Consider the following 16,651-nt stretch of genomic DNA (forward strand, 5'->3'; position numbering starts at 1 on the left):
CTTACCTCTCACTGTATTTGCCGCCACATGATACGACGGCTGCCACCCACGGATTTTTCCAGCAGGTCGGTGATACCACCACCGGAGTCATTCACGATCATGTTGGTGGCCCCGCTGGCGCTGACCACAGCGCTCAAGGTCGGGATACCACCGGTGAAAACCACCCCGCTGGAAATCGTGTCGGCGCTGTTGAGCGTGCCATCACCGTTGGTGTCGAGCACGGCATAGTTGAGCATCTTACCGTTGAACGCATCCAGTTCGATCAGTTTGCCGGTACCAAAGCTGGCACACGGGTCAGTGGTGTCTACAGCGGCCGTAGTAAAGACCACGCGCCCGAGCACCAGATTGGCCGGATTGATCACCCGCTCCCCGGTCAGCACATTGTTGTACACCAAGGGCAGGTACCAACCTTTCTTCGATGGATAGTTCACATCGGTCTGGCTGGTGGTCACGAATTGCCCCGTGCTGCCCGAGAACACCCCCGTAATGGACTGGGCCTGCAAGCTCGACACCGTGATTTGCCCCGCCCCGCCAGTGGCATCCCAGATTGAGTAGAACCCCTGCAGATCCTTGTTGAGTTTATCCGCCGTCTCATTGAATTTACCGGTGCCGAAAAAGACCTGGGTGCCGCCCTGGGGGTTGTTCGCCAGCAGCGGTTGAACGGTGATCGGCTGGGTCGCGCCACCGGGCGCCGTGAACAATGGCTGACCGGAAAACGCTACGCCCCAGGCGGTTGGAGAAGTGCCGCTGAGGTCAAACTTCCACATCCGTCCTTTCAAGTCGCCACCGTACGCAGCCTGCACCACGTTCTGGGAGTTGACCCGCAGCTTGACGGACGACAAGCCATTACCGGTCTCGCTGCTGTTGATCACGATTTTCCTGATCAACGAACCGTCGCGGATATCCACCACGTACAACGCCGCCACACCGCTGTTGCTGCCGTAGCCATTGGAGATGAACGCAGCCCAGCGGCCGTCCGCCAGGCGGGCGACTTCAGGGCGGGCATAGGCGTAGCCCAAATCATTGAAGGCATTGGCGGTGTTGGCAACCGTCGGCGCGCTGATTTCCCACAACGCCCGCAACACATCGCCCGCCGCCGCATCGAACAGCTGAACCGCATAGAACGTTTTGCCCCCGGCACCGGTTCCGCCCAGGGCCACCGTTTTCCAGGCACTCCCCGACTGGGTATCGAATACACCGATCTGTCCATCCACTAAAAACTTGTGGCTCACGCCATTGATGTAGTTGGTGTCGGCAATGTCCTGCAATGACGGCAGCACGCTTGACGGCATGTAGGCGTAGCGCCGGGTACCGTTGGCGCTGTTGATGACACTGAAAAAACCATCGTTGGCGTTCACCACCAGGTTGGTGTCCATGTTCGCCGCCTTGGTCGTCAGGTAGGTGCTGTAGCTGGTGTCGTTCAGCAAATCCGCAGCGGTCTGCTCATTGGGCGATGCCAGCACCAGCGGCGAATTGATGATGTCCCCCAGCAACACGCTGCGTACCTTCAAGCCGGTTTTATTGACGCCCTTGCTCCACTCCACCAAGTCGTTGCCGGTGATCCCCGTGGGCAGGTTCTGGCTGAGGCTGGTTTGCTGGGCGGGTGAAAAATTACCGTAGGCCAGTGTCACTGGCGCGTTGGTCGCCGTGTTCCAGGATTGATAGATCGGCGCCGTGGCGCCGGGCACGATCACGGTGTCGGTAGTCCATTGCACCGCGGCCCTGTCGACCGTGCCTGCCGGGGTGAAGCCAAACGCCCGGACAGTGCCGCGCCAATCCTTGGGGTCATAGGTGGTCTGGTAGTAACTGGAGGTGCTGGACACCGTGGCGGCGTTGGTAGTGCCAGCGCCGCCGGACCCGGCCTTGGAGGTGATGTCGCTCAAGGCAGATGACAGGGCATCGTTCAGGCCTGCGCTGTCGCTCGCCGGATAATACTTGCCCGCGCCGTAGCGGGCAGCGTCGGACAGCATCGTATTAGTGACGGCAAACCCCACCGTGTAGGTGTTGAGGTACTGGCGGGGAAAATCCGCAGCGTTCCAGCTTTGGCCGGTGGCGTCGGTACCGGTGGAGCGCATGTCGATGTCGAAGGCGAACTTGGCGATGTCGTCCAGGTAAAGCGTGTCGCCCTCCGCGTCACCGTTACGGTTAGCACCGTCGTTGGTGCTGATGCCATCCCAGTTCGGCAGACGGGAACCGCCTAACGGGTCGTTGGTGGGAAAGGTGCGGTCATAGGTGGGCAAACCGTCGGTGATCACCACACCGAAGTTTTTCTGGCAACGGTACTGGATCGGGCTGGTGTAGGTACTCGGTGTGCCGTTGTAGTACGGCGCCATGCCCCTGAAGTATCGAGTGACCTCGTAATAGCTCTCGGCGAGCGGCGTATTCGCGACAGCGCCCAAGGCGTTAATCGCGTTGATCAGCGCACTGTAGTTGCTGTTGGCCTGGGTCTGGGTCACGCTACCGCTGACCGGCGACAGGTCGCTGACGGCACGGGCAATGTAGCCCCCTGGGCCGGAGTTGCTGAAGTTGGGTGGGTTGAAGGTGGCCAGACCGATGCGCAAAGCGCGGTTGTTGGCGACCAGATCGTTGGAGACGTCCCGTGCCACGTTGATTCGATAGTCGGTGGGGATCGAGCCGGTGGTGAAATCCCGGTTCGAGCCGTTGGCCAGGGTCACCAGATACGCCAGGTACTTGGCGGTGTAACGGGTATCACCGCTCCCCACCGGGTCCGGCAGCCGCAGACAGATTCGGCCAAGGTTGGGCCGGTAGAAACCGTACCAGCCAGACGAGCAGCCACCCCGAAACAGACTCAATAACAAAATGTTCGAGTCTTCCGGATCCAGCTCATACCTATCGTTGCAATTGTTATTGGCGTTGCATGCATAAGTGCGCGTTTGCGTCACCGTCGGATCAAACCCCGCCGCCCAAATAATGTTATTCATACTCCCCGAGTCATCGATCAGCAGCATCACGTTCGGCGTAACGGCGCCGGCACTCAGCAGCGGCGAGTCCGAAGGCGTGAAGGCATAGGCCGGGGCCATCAGGTAAAGGCTGAGCAACGCCCCCCACACCATCTGCATCCAGCCACGGCGCACCTCAGTATTTCGCATAAATACTCTCCACCACGCTGCGCTGGTTATTCCCCACCACAGCCACCGCCGTGATCCTGTACAGCGTCGCCGAGGTATTGCTGGGCACATTGACCGCCGCGAGCGTGGTGCCTATGTTCTGCACGCCATAAAACCCACCGGCGGCGGCAACCCAGAGCACACCCGAAGATGAACGTCCTGCAGCGTTAACGGTCGCCGACTCAGGCGGCGGCGCGCATTGGATCGTGGTGGTACAGACTGGCAAGGAATAGGTCTCGACCTGCACCGCGCTCTCACCGATCCTCAACGCCGCCTCGGCCACCTGGAAAGACTGGTTGCGCAACATGACGCTGCTGGTCATTTTTTCCTGAAGGGTGGCGCTCTGCATCGATGACAGGCCAATCAGCGTCAGGAGCAGCAGGAAAACCAGGCTGACCAGCAAGGCCATGCCACGCTGGCTGTGCTTGATAGGCGTCGAATTCATCAGTCGCCCCTCACAAAAGCCGGTTGCGCAAAGCGGCAACCACGTTGAAGGTCTGCTCACGCACCGCGTTCTTCGGATCAAAGAGCGTCAGGGTCAGGCGCACGCTGCGAATCAGCGCCGGATCCGTTGGATTGCTGCTGTAACTCGACGCCGCGATGTCCGTCGCGCTGCTGGCCACACCGAACGTCACATCGAAGGCTCGGACGTTGTCCACCAGCACCGCCAAGGTCGGGTTACCGGCACCTGTGCCCATCGACAACTGGTTATTACTGAAGCTGTAGATCAGCCGCCGTATCGGAAACGCCATCTGCCCGGCCGCCGGTACCCGTACCCCGGTGTAGGCCGTTGCCGAGGTGCGGCAATCGGAGACGACGGTCCAGGTCGGCGCGCCACCGCCACTGCCGACATCCGTCGTCACCAGGGTCAGTTTCAGGTTGGCGTGATCCCAGCGGATCGGGGTGATCTGGCTGGCATTGAAATCATTGGCCGTGGAAGCATCGGTAATGGTCCCCAGGCAACCGAACATGCCCACCATGCGAATCTCCTGGACCATTTTGCTCAGGGCAAACCGTGCGTCTTCCTGCATCACCGCCGCCGCACCCTGGCTGATGTAGGTGTTCTTGGCGGCAATGAAAATCTGCACCACGCCCAAGATGACGATCAGGCTGAGCACCAGCGCGATCATCAGTTCGATCAGGCCGAAACCCCGGCAATGCCTGTTCATGGCGGCGTCCCCACCGGGTCGACGGCGACGCGGCTGGTCAGCACAAAGCTGCGCCGCGCCTCGGCTGCGTCGGCCGTGTTGGCGGCCCGGGCATCGTCCCAGGAAATGGTGATGGTATAGACCCGCTGGTTCAACCCGATGGTACCGGTGGCCGTGGCGCCGCCGAAGGCAATGATGTTGGTCTTGAAGTCGTAGAGGTCCTGGTCCCGGGCGACGCTGAGGTTTGGCGAATTGGGTGGCGTGACGGTGTAGTCGGCGCCGGAGTTGGCGCGGATGCGGTCCAGCATGTCATAGGCGATGAAACTGGCCTGGCTGGTCATGCGCGAGCTGTCGGTGTACTTGAGGGCATTGAGTTGGATCATCGCCGCCCCCAGCAAACCCACGCCGAGGATCAGCACGGCCACCAGCACTTCGATCAGTGTCATGCCCTCCTGCGCCCTTTTACTGCAATCCTTCATCCGCAACTTCCACCCAGTACGATTCTTCCATTGAGGCAAACACTCAGCGTCCTGCTCTGCGCCCCCCTTACATAATTGAAACTCACCGGCGTGGCCGGGGCCGACAACCCGCCAAGGTTGTTGAAGTCTATGTTGGTCACCTCTGAGGTTAGCGTCAGAGTGACGCCACTGCCCATCGCTGGAACAACCCGCAATACATTGGTCGGGGTGGCCGGGTTGCCAGTGTTGTCATACACCATCAATTCACCGCTCCAGGCACCGCCCTGGGCCGTGGGTCGAATGCGTGTGGTGATACCTCGGTCGATCGCCTCCATCCGGGCAAAGTTCAGCGCTCTGCGCAGATCGCCGATCTCGGTATCGGCCTTGGTGCTCTGCATCGACCCGGTAAACGCCGGCACCGCCAGGGTGATCAGGATCAGCAGCACGCCAAGGGCCACCAACACCTCGATCAGCGTGAAACCTTTTGTACGAAGACCCATCGGTGCCCTCCGTTGCCGTCGGCTATACCTGCTTGTACACGCTAGAACAAACCCTCGCCACAACAAGCTCTCCAGGGAGGAGACGTTATGTATCAACAAGGCTTCAGCCTGATCGAACTGCTCATGGGACTGGCAATTGCGGCAATTGTTCTGCCGTGGGCCGGCTCCGGCTACAAAGCGCTGATCGAATCCACCGAACGCAAAGACGCCGCGCTGCTATTGGCCAGCGGCTTGCGCAGTGCCCGCAGTGAAGCCATCACGCGCAACCGAACAGTCGTGATCAGAGGGATAGACAATGATTGGGGCCGGGGCTGGCGGATCACACTGGACGACGATGAGAAGACATTGCTGATGGAGCGCAGCGGCCGCGCCCGGGTGATTGGCAACTGGCCGGTGAAACGTTCGGTGAGGTTCAGCAGCCAAGGCGAAGCGCTACTGCCCAGCGGCGCGTTCCAGGCCGGCACATTGCATGTCTGTGCCAAACGCGAGCCGCTCAGCCACCATCAGGTGGTGCTGGCGCGCACCGGACGCATCAGCCTGCGCAGCGAGAAAGCCGAGCAGGCCGTGTGCGAAAAAGGACTTAAAGCAGGGAACGGACGCGTAGCTCTTTCGGCATCGAGAAAGTGATGTTCTCCTCGCGACCGGCCAATTCATCGGCACCGGTTGCGCCCCAGGCCTGCAATTGCTGGATCACACCACGCACCAGCACTTCCGGCGCGGAAGCTCCGGCGGTGATGCCGATCCGCTCGACGCCGTCGAACCAGCTGCGCTGCATGTCCTCGGCACCGTCGATCAGGTAGGCCGGGGTGGCCATACGCTCGGCCAGCTCACGCAAGCGGTTGGAGTTGGAGCTGTTCGGGCTGCCGACCACCAGGACCACATCGCATTCGTTGGCCAGTTGCTTGACCGCGTCCTGACGGTTCTGGGTGGCGTAGCAGATGTCGTCCTTGCGCGGACCACCGATGGCCGGGAAACGAGCACGCAGGGCGTCGATCACCCGACTGGTGTCGTCCATGGACAGGGTGGTCTGGGTGACAAAAGCCAGGCTCTCGGGATTACGGACCTGCAAGGCCGCAACGTCCTCCTCGTCCTCGACCAGGTAGATCGTCCCGCCATTTTTGGCGTCGTACTGGCCCATGGTGCCTTCGACTTCCGGATGACCCTCGTGACCGATCAGGATGCACTCACGACCGTCACGGCTGTAGCGCGCGACTTCGATATGCACCTTGGTCACCAGTGGGCAAGTCGCGTCGAATACCTTCAGGCCACGGCCGGCGGCTTCGGTGCGCACCGCCTGGGAAACCCCGTGGGCGCTGAAAATCACGATGACGTCGTCCGGGACCTGGTCCAGTTCCTCGACGAAGATCGCCCCGCGGCTACGCAGGTCTTCGACGACGAATTTGTTGTGGACCACTTCGTGACGCACATAGATCGGCGGCCCGAAGACTTCCAGGGCGCGGTTGACGATTTCGATCGCCCGGTCCACGCCGGCGCAGAAGCCACGGGGGTTGGCGAGTTTGATTTGCATGCTGTGCCTCGTGTCTTGCGCGCAAGAATTGCCTGTTGATCGAACCAAGGGCTCGGAAAACATGGAGATCGAATGTGGGAGCGGGCTTGCTCGCGAAGAGGGCCTTACATTCAACATTGATGTTGGCTGACACTCCGCCTTCGCGAGCAAGCCCGCTCCCACACTAAACCGCATCCGGTCAGTTACAACGCCTTCACTTCGATGATTTCCACCTCGAAGCTCAAGGTCTTGCCCGCCAGCGGGTGATTGAAGTCCACAGTCACCTGGGCGTCGTCGAAAGCCTTCACCACACCCGGCAGCTCGGTATTGGCTGCATCGTTGAAGATCACCAGCAGGCCCTGGGACAGTTCCATGTCCTGGAACTGGGAGCGTGGCATGGTCTGCACGTTTTGCGGGTTGGGCTGACCAAAGGCATTTTCCGGTGGAACCACTACGGTGCGCTTGTCACCGGCCTTGAAACCGAAAATCGCCGCTTCGAAGCCTGGCAGCAGGTTGCCGTCGCCGACCTTGAACACGGCCGGGGCCTTGTCGAAGGTGCTGTCGACGGTGTCGCCGTTTTCCAGGTGCAGGGCGAAGTGCAGCTTCACTTCAGTGTTTTGAGCGATACGCTGCTCAGTCATGGACGGTTTCTCCGGTTTTCTTGCTCTTGAACATGTCCAGGGCGAGCATCACCGCGCCCACGCTAATAGCACTGTCGGCAAAGTTGAACGCCGGGAAATACCAGCGGTTCTGCCAATGCACCAGGATGAAATCGATCACATGGCCCAGGGCAATCCGGTCGTAAAGATTGCCCAGCGCGCCGCCGAGCACCAACGCCAGCGCCACCGCCAGCCAGGTCTCGTCGCGGCCCAGGCGCTTGAGCCAGACCACCAGCACGCCGCTGACCACAATGGCGATCAGGGCGAACAACCAGCGCTGCCAGCCCGAACTGTCGGCCAGGAAGCTGAACGCTGCGCCGGTGTTGTAGGCCAGGGTCCAGCTGAAGTAGTCAGGAATGACCACGATCTGCTGGTACATGGTCAACGAGCTTTCGAAGTAGAACTTGCTGGCCTGGTCGATGACCAGTACCAGCACGCTCAACCACAACCAGCTCAGCCGTCCGAAACGGCCCGCTGTATTAGGCGCCACATTAGGCATAGTGACGAACCTCACCGCTGCCGCTGATGTTGTCGACGCAACGACCGCAGATTTCCGGATGCTCCGGGTTCACGCCGACGTCTTCGCGGCAGTGCCAGCAACGGGCGCACTTGGTGTGGTTCGACTTGACGATCTTCAGCTTCAGGCCGCTGACCTCAGTGACCACCGCATCGGCCGGTGCCTGCACCAACGGCGCGAGACTGGCGGTGGAGGTGATCAGCACGAAACGCAGCTCGTTGCTCAGCTTGGCCAGATCGGCGCTCAGGGCTTCCTCGGCGTAGAGGGTCACTTCGGCCTGCAGGTTGCCACCGACGGCCTTGGCCGCGCGCTGGATCTCCATTTCCTTGTTGACCGCCACCTTGACCGCCATGATCCGATCCCAGTAGGCACGGTCCAGTTCGAAGCCTTGCGGCAACTCGGTCAGGCCTTCGTACCAGGTGTTGAGCATTACCGATTCGTTGCGCTCGCCCGGCAGGTACTGCCACAGCTCGTCGGCGGTGAACGCCAGGATCGGCGCGATCCAGCGCACCAGCGCTTCGCTGATGTGGAACAGCGCGGTCTGGCACGAACGGCGCGCCTTGCTGTTGGCGCCAGTGGTGTACTGGCGGTCCTTGATGATGTCGAGGTAGAAACCGCCCAATTCCTGCACGCAGAAATTGTGGATCTTGGAGTAGACGTTCCAGAAGCGGTACTCGCCGTAGTGTTCCTGTAACTCGCGTTGCAGCAACAGGGTACGGTCCACGGCCCAACGGTCCAGCGCGAGCATTTCTTCGGCCGGCAGCAGGTCGGTGGCCGGGTTGAAGCCGGTCAGGTTCGACAACAGGAAGCGCGCGGTGTTACGGATCCGCCGGTAGGCGTCCGCGCTGCGCTGCAGGATCTGGTCGGAAACGGCCATCTCGCCGGAATAGTCGGTGGACGCCACCCACAGACGCATGATGTCGGCGCCCAGGGTGTCGTTGACCTTCTGCGGCGCGATCACGTTGCCCAAGGACTTGGACATCTTGCGGCCGGACTCATCAACCGTGAAACCATGGGTCAGCAGCTCGCGGTACGGCGCGTGGTTGTCGATGGCGCAACCGGTCAGCAACGAGGAGTGGAACCAGCCGCGGTGCTGGTCCGAACCTTCCAGGTACAGGTCGGCACGCGGGCCGCTTTCGTGACCCATCGGGTGCGAGCCGCGCAGAACGTGCCAGTGGGTGGTGCCGGAATCGAACCAGACGTCCAGGGTGTCGCTGATCTTGTCGTACAGCGGGGCTTCGTCGCCCAACAGTTCGGCGGCGTCCATCTTGAACCAGGCCTCGATGCCTTCGACTTCGACGCGCTTGGCCACCTCTTCCATCAGCTCGACGGTGCGTGGGTGCAACTCGCCGCTTTCCTTGTTCAGGAAGAACGGGATCGGCACGCCCCAGTTGCGCTGGCGCGAGATGCACCAGTCCGGACGGTTGGCGATCATCGAATGCAGGCGCGCCTGGCCCCAGGACGGAACGAACTGGGTGTCTTCGATGGCTTTGAGCGAACGCTGGCGCAGGGTGTCGCCAGTGGTTGGCTGCTTGTCCATGCCGATGAACCACTGCGCGGTGGCGCGGTAGATCAGCGGGGTCTTGTGGCGCCAGCAGTGCATGTAGCTGTGTTCGATGATGGTGGTGTGCAGCAGCGCGCCGACTTCGGTCAGCTTATCGACGATGGCCGGGTTGGCTTTCCAGATGAACTGGCCGCCAAAGAACTCCAGCGACGGCACGTACACGCCATTGCTCTGCACCGGGTTGAGGATCTCATCGTTGACCATGCCGTATTTCTTGCAGGTCACGAAGTCGTCAACGCCATAGGCCGGCGCGGAGTGAACCACGCCAGTGCCCGCACCCAATTCCACGTAGTCGGCCAGGTACACTGGCGACAGGCGGTCATAGAACGGATGACGGAAATTGATCAGCTCCAGCGCCGAACCTGGCGCGGTGGCCAGCACCGAGCCCTCGAGGTTGTAGCGGGCCAGGCAGGATTCGACCAGCTCTTCGGCCAGCACCAGCAGCCTGTCGCCGACATCGACCAGGGCGTAGTTGAATTCCGGATGGACGTTCAGTGCCTGGTTGGCCGGGATGGTCCACGGGGTGGTGGTCCAGATCACGATCGACGCCGGTTTGCTCAGCTTGCCCAGGCCAAACGCGGCGGCCAGCTTGTCTTCATCGGCGATAGGGAACGCGACGTCGATGGTCGACGACTTCTTGTTTTCGTACTCGACTTCCGCCTCGGCCAGGGCCGAACCGCAATCGAAGCACCAGTTCACCGGCTTGAGGCCCTTGAACACGAAGCCACCCTCGACGATTTTCGCCAGGGCACGGATTTCGCCGGCTTCGTTCGTGAAGTCCATGGTCTTGTACGGGTTGGCGAAGTCGCCCAGCACGCCGAGGCGGATGAATTCGGACTTCTGCCCTTCGATTTGCTCGGTGGCGTAGGCACGGCACAGCTCGCGGGTCTTGTCCGCGCCCAGGTTCTTGCCGTGGGTCACTTCGACCTTGTGCTCGATCGGCAGGCCATGGCAGTCCCAGCCCGGAACATACGGCGCATCAAAACCCGACAGGGTCTTGGAGCGGATGATCATGTCCTTGAGAATCTTGTTCAGCGCGTGACCGATGTGAATGGTGCCGTTGGCGTACGGAGGGCCGTCGTGCAGGACGAACTTCGGACGATCCTTGCCAATTTCGCGCAACTTTCCGTACAGGCCAATGCTGTCCCAACGCTGCAGAATCTGTGGTTCGCGCTGAGGCAGGCCGGCCTTCATAGGGAAGGCGGTGTCCGGAAGGTTTAGCGTGGCTTTATAGTCGGTCATTTAAGGCTCTTCATTAGCGATTGGCGCTGGTTGCGACAAGGGCACGGGCGGCGGCGATATCTGCATGGATCGCCGTCTTGAGCGCCTCCAGAGAGGCAAAACGCTGCTCTTCACGCAGCTTTTGGTGGAAAACCACCGTCAAACGCCGGTCATACAGATCGCCGGCAAAATCCAGAACATGTACTTCGAGGTGGGCCTTGCCATCCCCCTGGACCGTGGGCCGTACGCCGATATTGGCGACACCGGGCCAGGTCTTGCCGTCGATCTCGACACTCACCAGGAACACCCCGGTCAGCGGCACACGACGACGCTTGAGTTGCACGTTGGCGGTCGGCGTGCCCAATTGGCGCGCCAGTTTCTGCCCGTGCAGGATCCGCCCGGCAATCCGGTACGGCCGGCCGAGCAAGCGCTCGGCCAATTCGAAGTCGGCCGCCGCCAGGGCATTGCGGACCTGGGTGCTGCTGACACGCAGGCCATCCATTTCGACAGTCTGCGCCGCTTCGACAGTGAAGCCCTGGGCGATACCGGCCTGTTGCAGGTAATCGAAATCCCCTGAGCGGTCGCAACCGAAACGGAAGTCGTCGCCGACCTCCAGATGTTTCACGTCCAGACCGTCCACCAGGATGGTGTCGACGAACTCGGCCGCGCTGAGCTTGCTCAGGCGCTGATTGAAGGCCAGGCACAGGACCCGGTCGACACCTTCGGCGGCCAGCAATTGCAGTTTGTCCCGCAACCGGGCCAGACGGGCCGGTGCGGTGTCCGGGGCGAAAAACTCCCGCGGCTGCGGTTCGAAGATCACCACGCAACTGGGCACGCCCAATTCCAGCGCACGCTCGCGCAGCCGCGCCAGGATAGCCTGGTGGCCACGGTGAACACCGTCAAAGTTGCCAATAGTGGCGACACAGCCCCGATGCTGGGGGCGCAGATTGTGGAGGCCTCGGACCAGCTGCATAACGCGCTTCTTGCTCATAAAGTGGCCGATTATAACCACACCCGGCGGCCGACGACAGGCAACACCGTCACCCAAAGTGATCGAACCGACAAAACCGCTGCCCGGCCCGGGATTATCGAGGGCCGAGCCTCAGCCCAAGGCCTTGCGATTGAAGTCGCGCAGACGGAAACCCATCAGCAGCAACATACCGAAATACGCCACTACGCCAGCGACGACCAGCACGCCCAGGCGCAGGAAACGCTCGAGCATCTGCCCTTCGCCCCAGGCCGGCATGAAATGCATCGCCCCAAGCAAGACCGCCGACATTACCGCCACGGCGACCAGCAGCTTGAGGCCGAACTTGCCCCAGCCCGGTTGCGGCTGATACATCTTCTGCTTGCGCAGTTGATAAAACAGCAGCCCGGCGTTGAGGCAAGCGCCGGCACTGATCGCCAGGGCCAGGCCGGCGTGCGCCAGCGGACCGATCAGCAACAGGTTGAACAACTGAGTCATCACCAGGGTAAAGATGGCGATTTTCACCGGTGTGCGGATGTTTTGCTGGGCGTAGAAGCCTGGCGCCAGCACCTTGATCACGATGATCCCGAGCAGGCCCACCGAATAGGCAATCAGCGCGCGCTGGGTCATCGAGGCGTCGAACGCATTGAATTGACCGTATTGGAACAGCGAAACCGTCAGCGGCTCGGCCAGGATCCCCAGCGCCAGGGCGCAAGGCAAGACCAGCACGAAACACAGGCGCAGGCCCCAGTCGAGGATGCGCGAGTACTCCTGGCGGTCCTGGCTGGCGTAGGTCTTGGCCAGGGTCGGCAACAGGATCGTGCCCAGGGCCACGCCCAGTACGCCGGACGGCAACTCCATCAGGCGGTCGGCGTAGTACATCCACGACACCGAGCCGGCCACCAGGAACGAGGCGAAAATGGTGTTGATGATCAGGGAAATCTGGCTCACCGACACCCCAAGGATGGCCGGCAACATCTGCTTCATCACCCGCCACACACCACTGTCACGCAGGCTCAGCCGCGGCAGCACCAGCATGCCGATCTTTTTCAGGTGCGGCAGTTGATACAGCAACTGCGCCAGGCCACCCACCAACACCGCCCAGCCGAGAGCCATCACCGGTGGGTCGAAATACGGCGTCAGGAACAGCGCGAATACGATCATGCTGACGTTGAGCAGGGTCGGCACAAAAGCCGGCACGGAAAAACGGTTCCAGGTATTGAGGATCGCGCCGGCCAGGGACGACAGGGAAATCAGCAATATATAAGGAAAGGTCACCCGCAGCAGGTCCGAGGTGAGCTGGAATTTCTCCGGGGTATCGGTAAACCCCGGCGCCGTGGCCCAGATCACCCATGGCGCGGCGAGCATGCCGGCGGCCGTGACCAAGGCCAACACCAGCGTCAGCAGACCGGTGACGTAGGCAATGAACGTGCGGGTCGCCTCGTCGCCCTTCTGGCTTTTATATTCCGCCAGGATCGGTACGAAAGCCTGGGAAAAAGCGCCTTCGGCGAAGATTCGTCGCAACAGATTGGGCAATTTGAAGGCGATGAAGAAGGCGTCGGTGGCCATTCCGGCACCGAATATCCGTGCGATCAGCGTGTCGCGAACGAACCCCAGGACACGGGAAAGCATCGTGATAGAGCTGACGGCAGCCAACGATTTGAGCAGATTCATGAAAAGAGTTTTTGCCTGTCGATAAACAGCAGGCGAACAACGCGCCCACTTATGCGATACTCCGCGCCGCTAAACAGTGCAGAGCCAAAGTCCGCGAGTTTACAGGTCGCACGCCGGAAAGAAATCCTTCGGTGCGCTGCACCTGCCATTCAGCGGAACGCGTCACCCGCCCTTGACAAGACCTCAACTCATCGGCATGATTCGCGGCCTATTTTGTTTGCTATTTCCTAAAAAGTCTTTCGAGGAGCTCGACGGTGGCCAACACACCTTCCGCCAAAAAACGTGCAAAACAGGCTGAGAAGCGTCGCAGCCACAACGCCAGCCTGCGTTCCATGGTCCGTACCTACATCAAAAACGTAGTTAAGGCCATTGACGCAAAAGACGCTGAAAAAGCTCAAGCTGCTTACGTTCTGGCTGTGCCAGTTATCGACCGCATGGCCGATAAAGGCATCATCCACAAGAACAAAGCTGCTCGCCATAAGAGCCGCCTGAATGGCCACGTAAAGGCCCTGAACGTTGCCGCTGCTGCCTAAGCGACGCGCTCGTTAAAAAACCGACCCCAGGGTCGGTTTTTTATTGCCTGGGATTTAACACCTTTCCTTGCGGGAGCGGTGGGTCAGCCGGCATCCATGCTGGATGTGATGACTTCTTCGCGAGCAAGCCCGCCCCCACACTGGATCTTTAGCGGGCACAAGCTTTGTGTTCGGCACAGCCCCTTGCGGGAGCAGCCCCGCTACTCACCAAAATTGAAAACCACTGGCTTGGGCGGAGGGCAACCACCAGGTGGTGGGAAATTCTGTACACCGACCTCATCGTAGCCGGTGTAACACCCCACTATCTTGTCATCCTTGAAATTCATGCGACGCTCAACCACGCCCGTCGGGTAGTAGTAAACCGTCTCACCTTCACGCTTGGCGTATGAGTAATCCTTGTATTCCTTCCCCTCGACCGTTATCAGACGAAAGCCCTGCTTGGCCTCGGAGAACTTTAACTGACCGTCGGGGTAGTACTCCCTGTGAATGACGCGATCATCCGGCTCCAGCAACACCTCACGGACATTACGCCCATCCTGGGTGTGGCGAGCACTTTGCTCGTTTCCGAACAGGTACTCGCTCTCAGAGTCGAAATGGCCGTTGTTGAAAGCCCCTCGCTGCCTGCCGCAGCGCTTGATGCTGGTGTACTTGCCATCAGGCACATGGCAGTAGTTCCTGTCAGCGATCAGCACGCCATTCGCATCAAAGGATTGCAGATTCCCAATGGGCTCACCACCCTCGTAGGTTGCCACCGTGTCGGGCTGGCCATTGGGGTAATAGAGGCGAAACGGCCCCTCTTTCGAACCATGCCGCCACGAGATATCCGAAAGCAGCACCGCACCGTCGTCACTGTAGGTCAGGGCACGCCCTTCGATCTGGCCATTGGCATAGTTGGCCGAATAGGTGAGCTTGCCATTCGCTGCGTAGGTTTGTTTCAAGCCATCCAGCACACCCGCGCGGTAATGCTCGACGAGCCGCAAGACACCTGCGGCATCCACTTCGCGCAATTCGCCTTGCTTCTTATCAGCGACGAAATCCACAGCCTGGACACCACCACCCTCTACATTCAATTTCCAACGACCCTCCCGCACACCCCGCACGTAATGCCCCTCACCCCAGGGCATTTTCCACTCCCCGTGCTGCCGGCCCGCCACGAAATCTCCACGCTGGACAACCACCCCCTGACTCACGCGCTCGGAGGGCCCATCAAAATCACCGTGCTTGTAAGTGTCGAAGCCCGACATCTGCTCATCATCGTGCGCCTCGATCGTCCAGCGCCCCTCGTAGAAATCGTCGACGATCATGCCCTTGGAAACCGTACTCCCATCACTGACGACCCACGGCCCCTGGCGCAACCCATCCACATAGGCACCGATGGACTCGTAGCCCGACTCGTCGAATTCAGCCCACTTACCCGACCGTTTACCCTGAACATACGAACCCAGCGCCCAGAGCCGTCCATCACCCAAAGCCGCCCACGGACCATCCTCGGAGCCCTGGTACACCTTTGGATTGGTTTCCCAAGCCATCCGACTGACACGGTAGGCAGAACCCACATCCTCGTCCTGGGGAGGCACGCGCTCATAAGTCAGCGTGAGCCAGCGCCCTTCGCGTTGCTGGAAAGTTTTCTTGTAGGTGTCGCGATGAGGATCCTCTGCCGACTGCCCCACTGAAGCCGGGACACCATCGACACCAAAGTAGCCCACCAGCGTGCCACTCGCGGGCTCCAGTGTGTCGAACTCGGCGATGCCGGTCTTGGGTAACACAGCGCTGTAATCGTAGGGCGGTAACTTGCCCAGCTCTTTCTGAACCAGTGCGGCAGTGAGGGCCTTGTGATCAGTGGCAATACAATCCAATACCGGCTGCAGCGTCTCCAGCCGGCGATACCGACCAGTGGCCGGCACGAAGCGATAACCGTGAAGTGCGGACTGCCCCTTGGCGCGGGACAGCACGATCAACGTCTGCAGATCGCTGTCGAGACTGGCGTAGAACACCGACTCGATGCTCGCATCGCCATACGTGTCGAGCGCTTGCGGGACACCGTCCGGCGAATCGCACAAGCATGAATAGCCGACGACACCCTGCGCCTCGCGGATAAAGGCCAAGGTCGCACCACTCTCCTGGGAGACCTTGATCACCGGATGAGCCAAGGGCTTTGCGTTATAAAACGGTTCCGCCAACGCCTCGACGCAAACCGAACAACCCAGCACAAACAACAGCAAAAACCCACGCATACGAATCCCTTCGCGCCTGAAGCACAACACATTCATAGAGTTTGAAAGAGCGAGCCGATCGGCTCGCCCATTATTCGAGACTTAACGCCACGGCAAGATCGGAATGGCCGTCACCGCATTCTGCGGGCTGCCTTCGATCACGCGGTCGCTATAGACCAGGTACACCAGCGTGTTGCGTTTCTTGTCGAGGAAACGCACTACCTGCATGGTCTTGAACACCAGCGAAGTGCGCTCCCTGAACACCTCTTCGCCGTCCTTGAGTTCACCCTTGAAGCTGATGGGCCCAACCTGGCGACAGGCGATGGACGCCTCGGCGCGGTCCTCGGCCAGACCCAGACCGCCCTTCACGCCGCCGGTCTTGGCTCGCGACAGATAGCAGGTCACACCGTCGACCTTGGGATCATCGAACGCCTCGACCACGATCCGGTCGTTCGGCCCGACAAACTTGAACACCGTCGATACCTGGCCGATTTCTTCGGCCGAAGCCAGCAGCGGCAATGCCAGCAGCAAACCGATCAATCCTTTTGCCAAACCCATGATT

At 60.6% G+C, this 16,651-nt stretch carries 15 protein-coding genes; 2 read left to right on the top strand and 13 right to left on the bottom strand.

Features of this window, described 5'->3' with window-relative positions:
* Positions 1-8 precede the first annotated feature (8 nt).
* Genes ACWNZ1_RS24295 through ACWNZ1_RS24315 form a run of 5 tightly spaced genes read right to left on the bottom strand, consistent with a single transcriptional unit; the run spans position 9 to position 5,234 of the window.
* On the bottom strand, positions 9-3,110 hold the full coding sequence (locus ACWNZ1_RS24295; protein ID WP_265072392.1) for a pilus assembly protein: 3,102 nt from the start codon (positions 3,108-3,110) through the stop codon (positions 9-11).
* Complete coding sequence (locus ACWNZ1_RS24300; RefSeq protein ID WP_135847234.1) at positions 3,097-3,573, bottom strand: pilus assembly PilX family protein; 477 nt, start codon at positions 3,571-3,573, stop codon at positions 3,097-3,099. The genes ACWNZ1_RS24295 and ACWNZ1_RS24300 overlap by 14 nt, the downstream gene beginning before the upstream one ends.
* A gap of 10 nt (positions 3,574-3,583) precedes the next feature.
* Positions 3,584-4,297 carry a PilW family protein gene (locus ACWNZ1_RS24305; RefSeq protein WP_135847235.1) on the bottom strand — a complete coding sequence of 238 codons (714 nt, stop codon included), beginning with the start codon at positions 4,295-4,297 and terminating at the stop codon, positions 3,584-3,586.
* Positions 4,294-4,755, bottom strand: coding sequence for a type IV pilus modification protein PilV (gene pilV / locus ACWNZ1_RS24310; protein ID WP_135847236.1), 462 nt, complete (start codon positions 4,753-4,755; stop codon positions 4,294-4,296). The genes ACWNZ1_RS24305 and pilV overlap by 4 nt, the downstream gene beginning before the upstream one ends.
* Positions 4,752-5,234 (bottom strand): GspH/FimT family pseudopilin, encoded by a 483-nt coding sequence (locus ACWNZ1_RS24315; RefSeq protein ID WP_256453761.1) that lies wholly within the window; start codon positions 5,232-5,234, stop codon positions 4,752-4,754. The genes pilV and ACWNZ1_RS24315 overlap by 4 nt, the downstream gene beginning before the upstream one ends.
* Before the next feature lie 87 nt (positions 5,235-5,321).
* On the opposite strand from ACWNZ1_RS24315, the gene ACWNZ1_RS24320 reads away from it, so the two are divergent.
* Positions 5,322-5,861 (top strand): GspH/FimT family pseudopilin, encoded by a 540-nt coding sequence (locus ACWNZ1_RS24320; protein ID WP_256453762.1) that lies wholly within the window; start codon positions 5,322-5,324, stop codon positions 5,859-5,861.
* On the opposite strand, the gene ispH is transcribed toward ACWNZ1_RS24320, so the two are convergent.
* The 6 genes from ispH to murJ all read right to left on the bottom strand — a co-directional run bounded on the left by ispH (position 5,815) and on the right by murJ (position 13,343).
* Positions 5,815-6,762 (bottom strand): 4-hydroxy-3-methylbut-2-enyl diphosphate reductase, encoded by a 948-nt coding sequence (gene ispH, locus ACWNZ1_RS24325; protein WP_135847239.1) that lies wholly within the window; start codon positions 6,760-6,762, stop codon positions 5,815-5,817. The two genes, ACWNZ1_RS24320 and ispH, sit on opposite strands and share 47 nt — an antisense overlap.
* A 182-nt stretch (positions 6,763-6,944) precedes the next feature.
* Positions 6,945-7,382 carry an FKBP-type peptidyl-prolyl cis-trans isomerase gene (fkpB, locus tag ACWNZ1_RS24330; RefSeq protein ID WP_116833486.1) on the bottom strand — a complete coding sequence of 146 codons (438 nt, stop codon included), beginning with the start codon at positions 7,380-7,382 and terminating at the stop codon, positions 6,945-6,947.
* Entirely contained in the window at positions 7,375-7,899 is a 525-nt protein-coding gene (lspA, locus tag ACWNZ1_RS24335; RefSeq protein WP_135847240.1) for a signal peptidase II, read from the bottom strand. Before lspA ends, fkpB begins: the two co-directional genes overlap by 8 nt.
* A complete protein-coding gene (gene ileS / locus ACWNZ1_RS24340) occupies positions 7,892-10,723 on the bottom strand; it encodes an isoleucine--tRNA ligase (RefSeq protein ID WP_135847241.1) in 2,832 nt (943 codons plus the stop codon). Before ileS ends, lspA begins: the two co-directional genes overlap by 8 nt.
* 13 nt (positions 10,724-10,736) lie before the next feature.
* Positions 10,737-11,675: a bifunctional riboflavin kinase/FAD synthetase gene (gene ribF / locus ACWNZ1_RS24345; RefSeq protein ID WP_178084279.1), complete on the bottom strand. Its 939-nt coding sequence runs from the start codon at positions 11,673-11,675 to the stop codon at positions 10,737-10,739.
* Positions 11,676-11,804: 129 nt separating this feature from the next.
* A complete protein-coding gene (gene murJ, locus ACWNZ1_RS24350) occupies positions 11,805-13,343 on the bottom strand; it encodes a murein biosynthesis integral membrane protein MurJ (protein WP_135847243.1) in 1,539 nt (512 codons plus the stop codon).
* 254 nt (positions 13,344-13,597) lie between these two features.
* Here murJ and rpsT point away from each other — a divergent pair, with 254 nt between their 5' ends.
* A complete protein-coding gene (gene rpsT / locus ACWNZ1_RS24355) occupies positions 13,598-13,876 on the top strand; it encodes a 30S ribosomal protein S20 (protein ID WP_003185593.1) in 279 nt (92 codons plus the stop codon).
* A 200-nt stretch (positions 13,877-14,076) separates the two neighbouring features.
* Here rpsT and ACWNZ1_RS24360 read toward each other — a convergent pair whose 3' ends face one another.
* Together ACWNZ1_RS24360 and ACWNZ1_RS24365 are read right to left on the bottom strand one after the other, a co-directional pair.
* Positions 14,077-16,110: a toxin-antitoxin system YwqK family antitoxin gene (locus ACWNZ1_RS24360; RefSeq protein ID WP_456027927.1), complete on the bottom strand. Its 2,034-nt coding sequence runs from the start codon at positions 16,108-16,110 to the stop codon at positions 14,077-14,079.
* 81 nt (positions 16,111-16,191) lie between these two features.
* Entirely contained in the window at positions 16,192-16,647 is a 456-nt protein-coding gene (locus ACWNZ1_RS24365) for a CreA family protein (protein WP_135847245.1), read from the bottom strand.
* Positions 16,648-16,651: the final 4 nt, after the last annotated feature.

This window comes from Pseudomonas sp. CFBP 5748, from assembly GCF_053850495.1.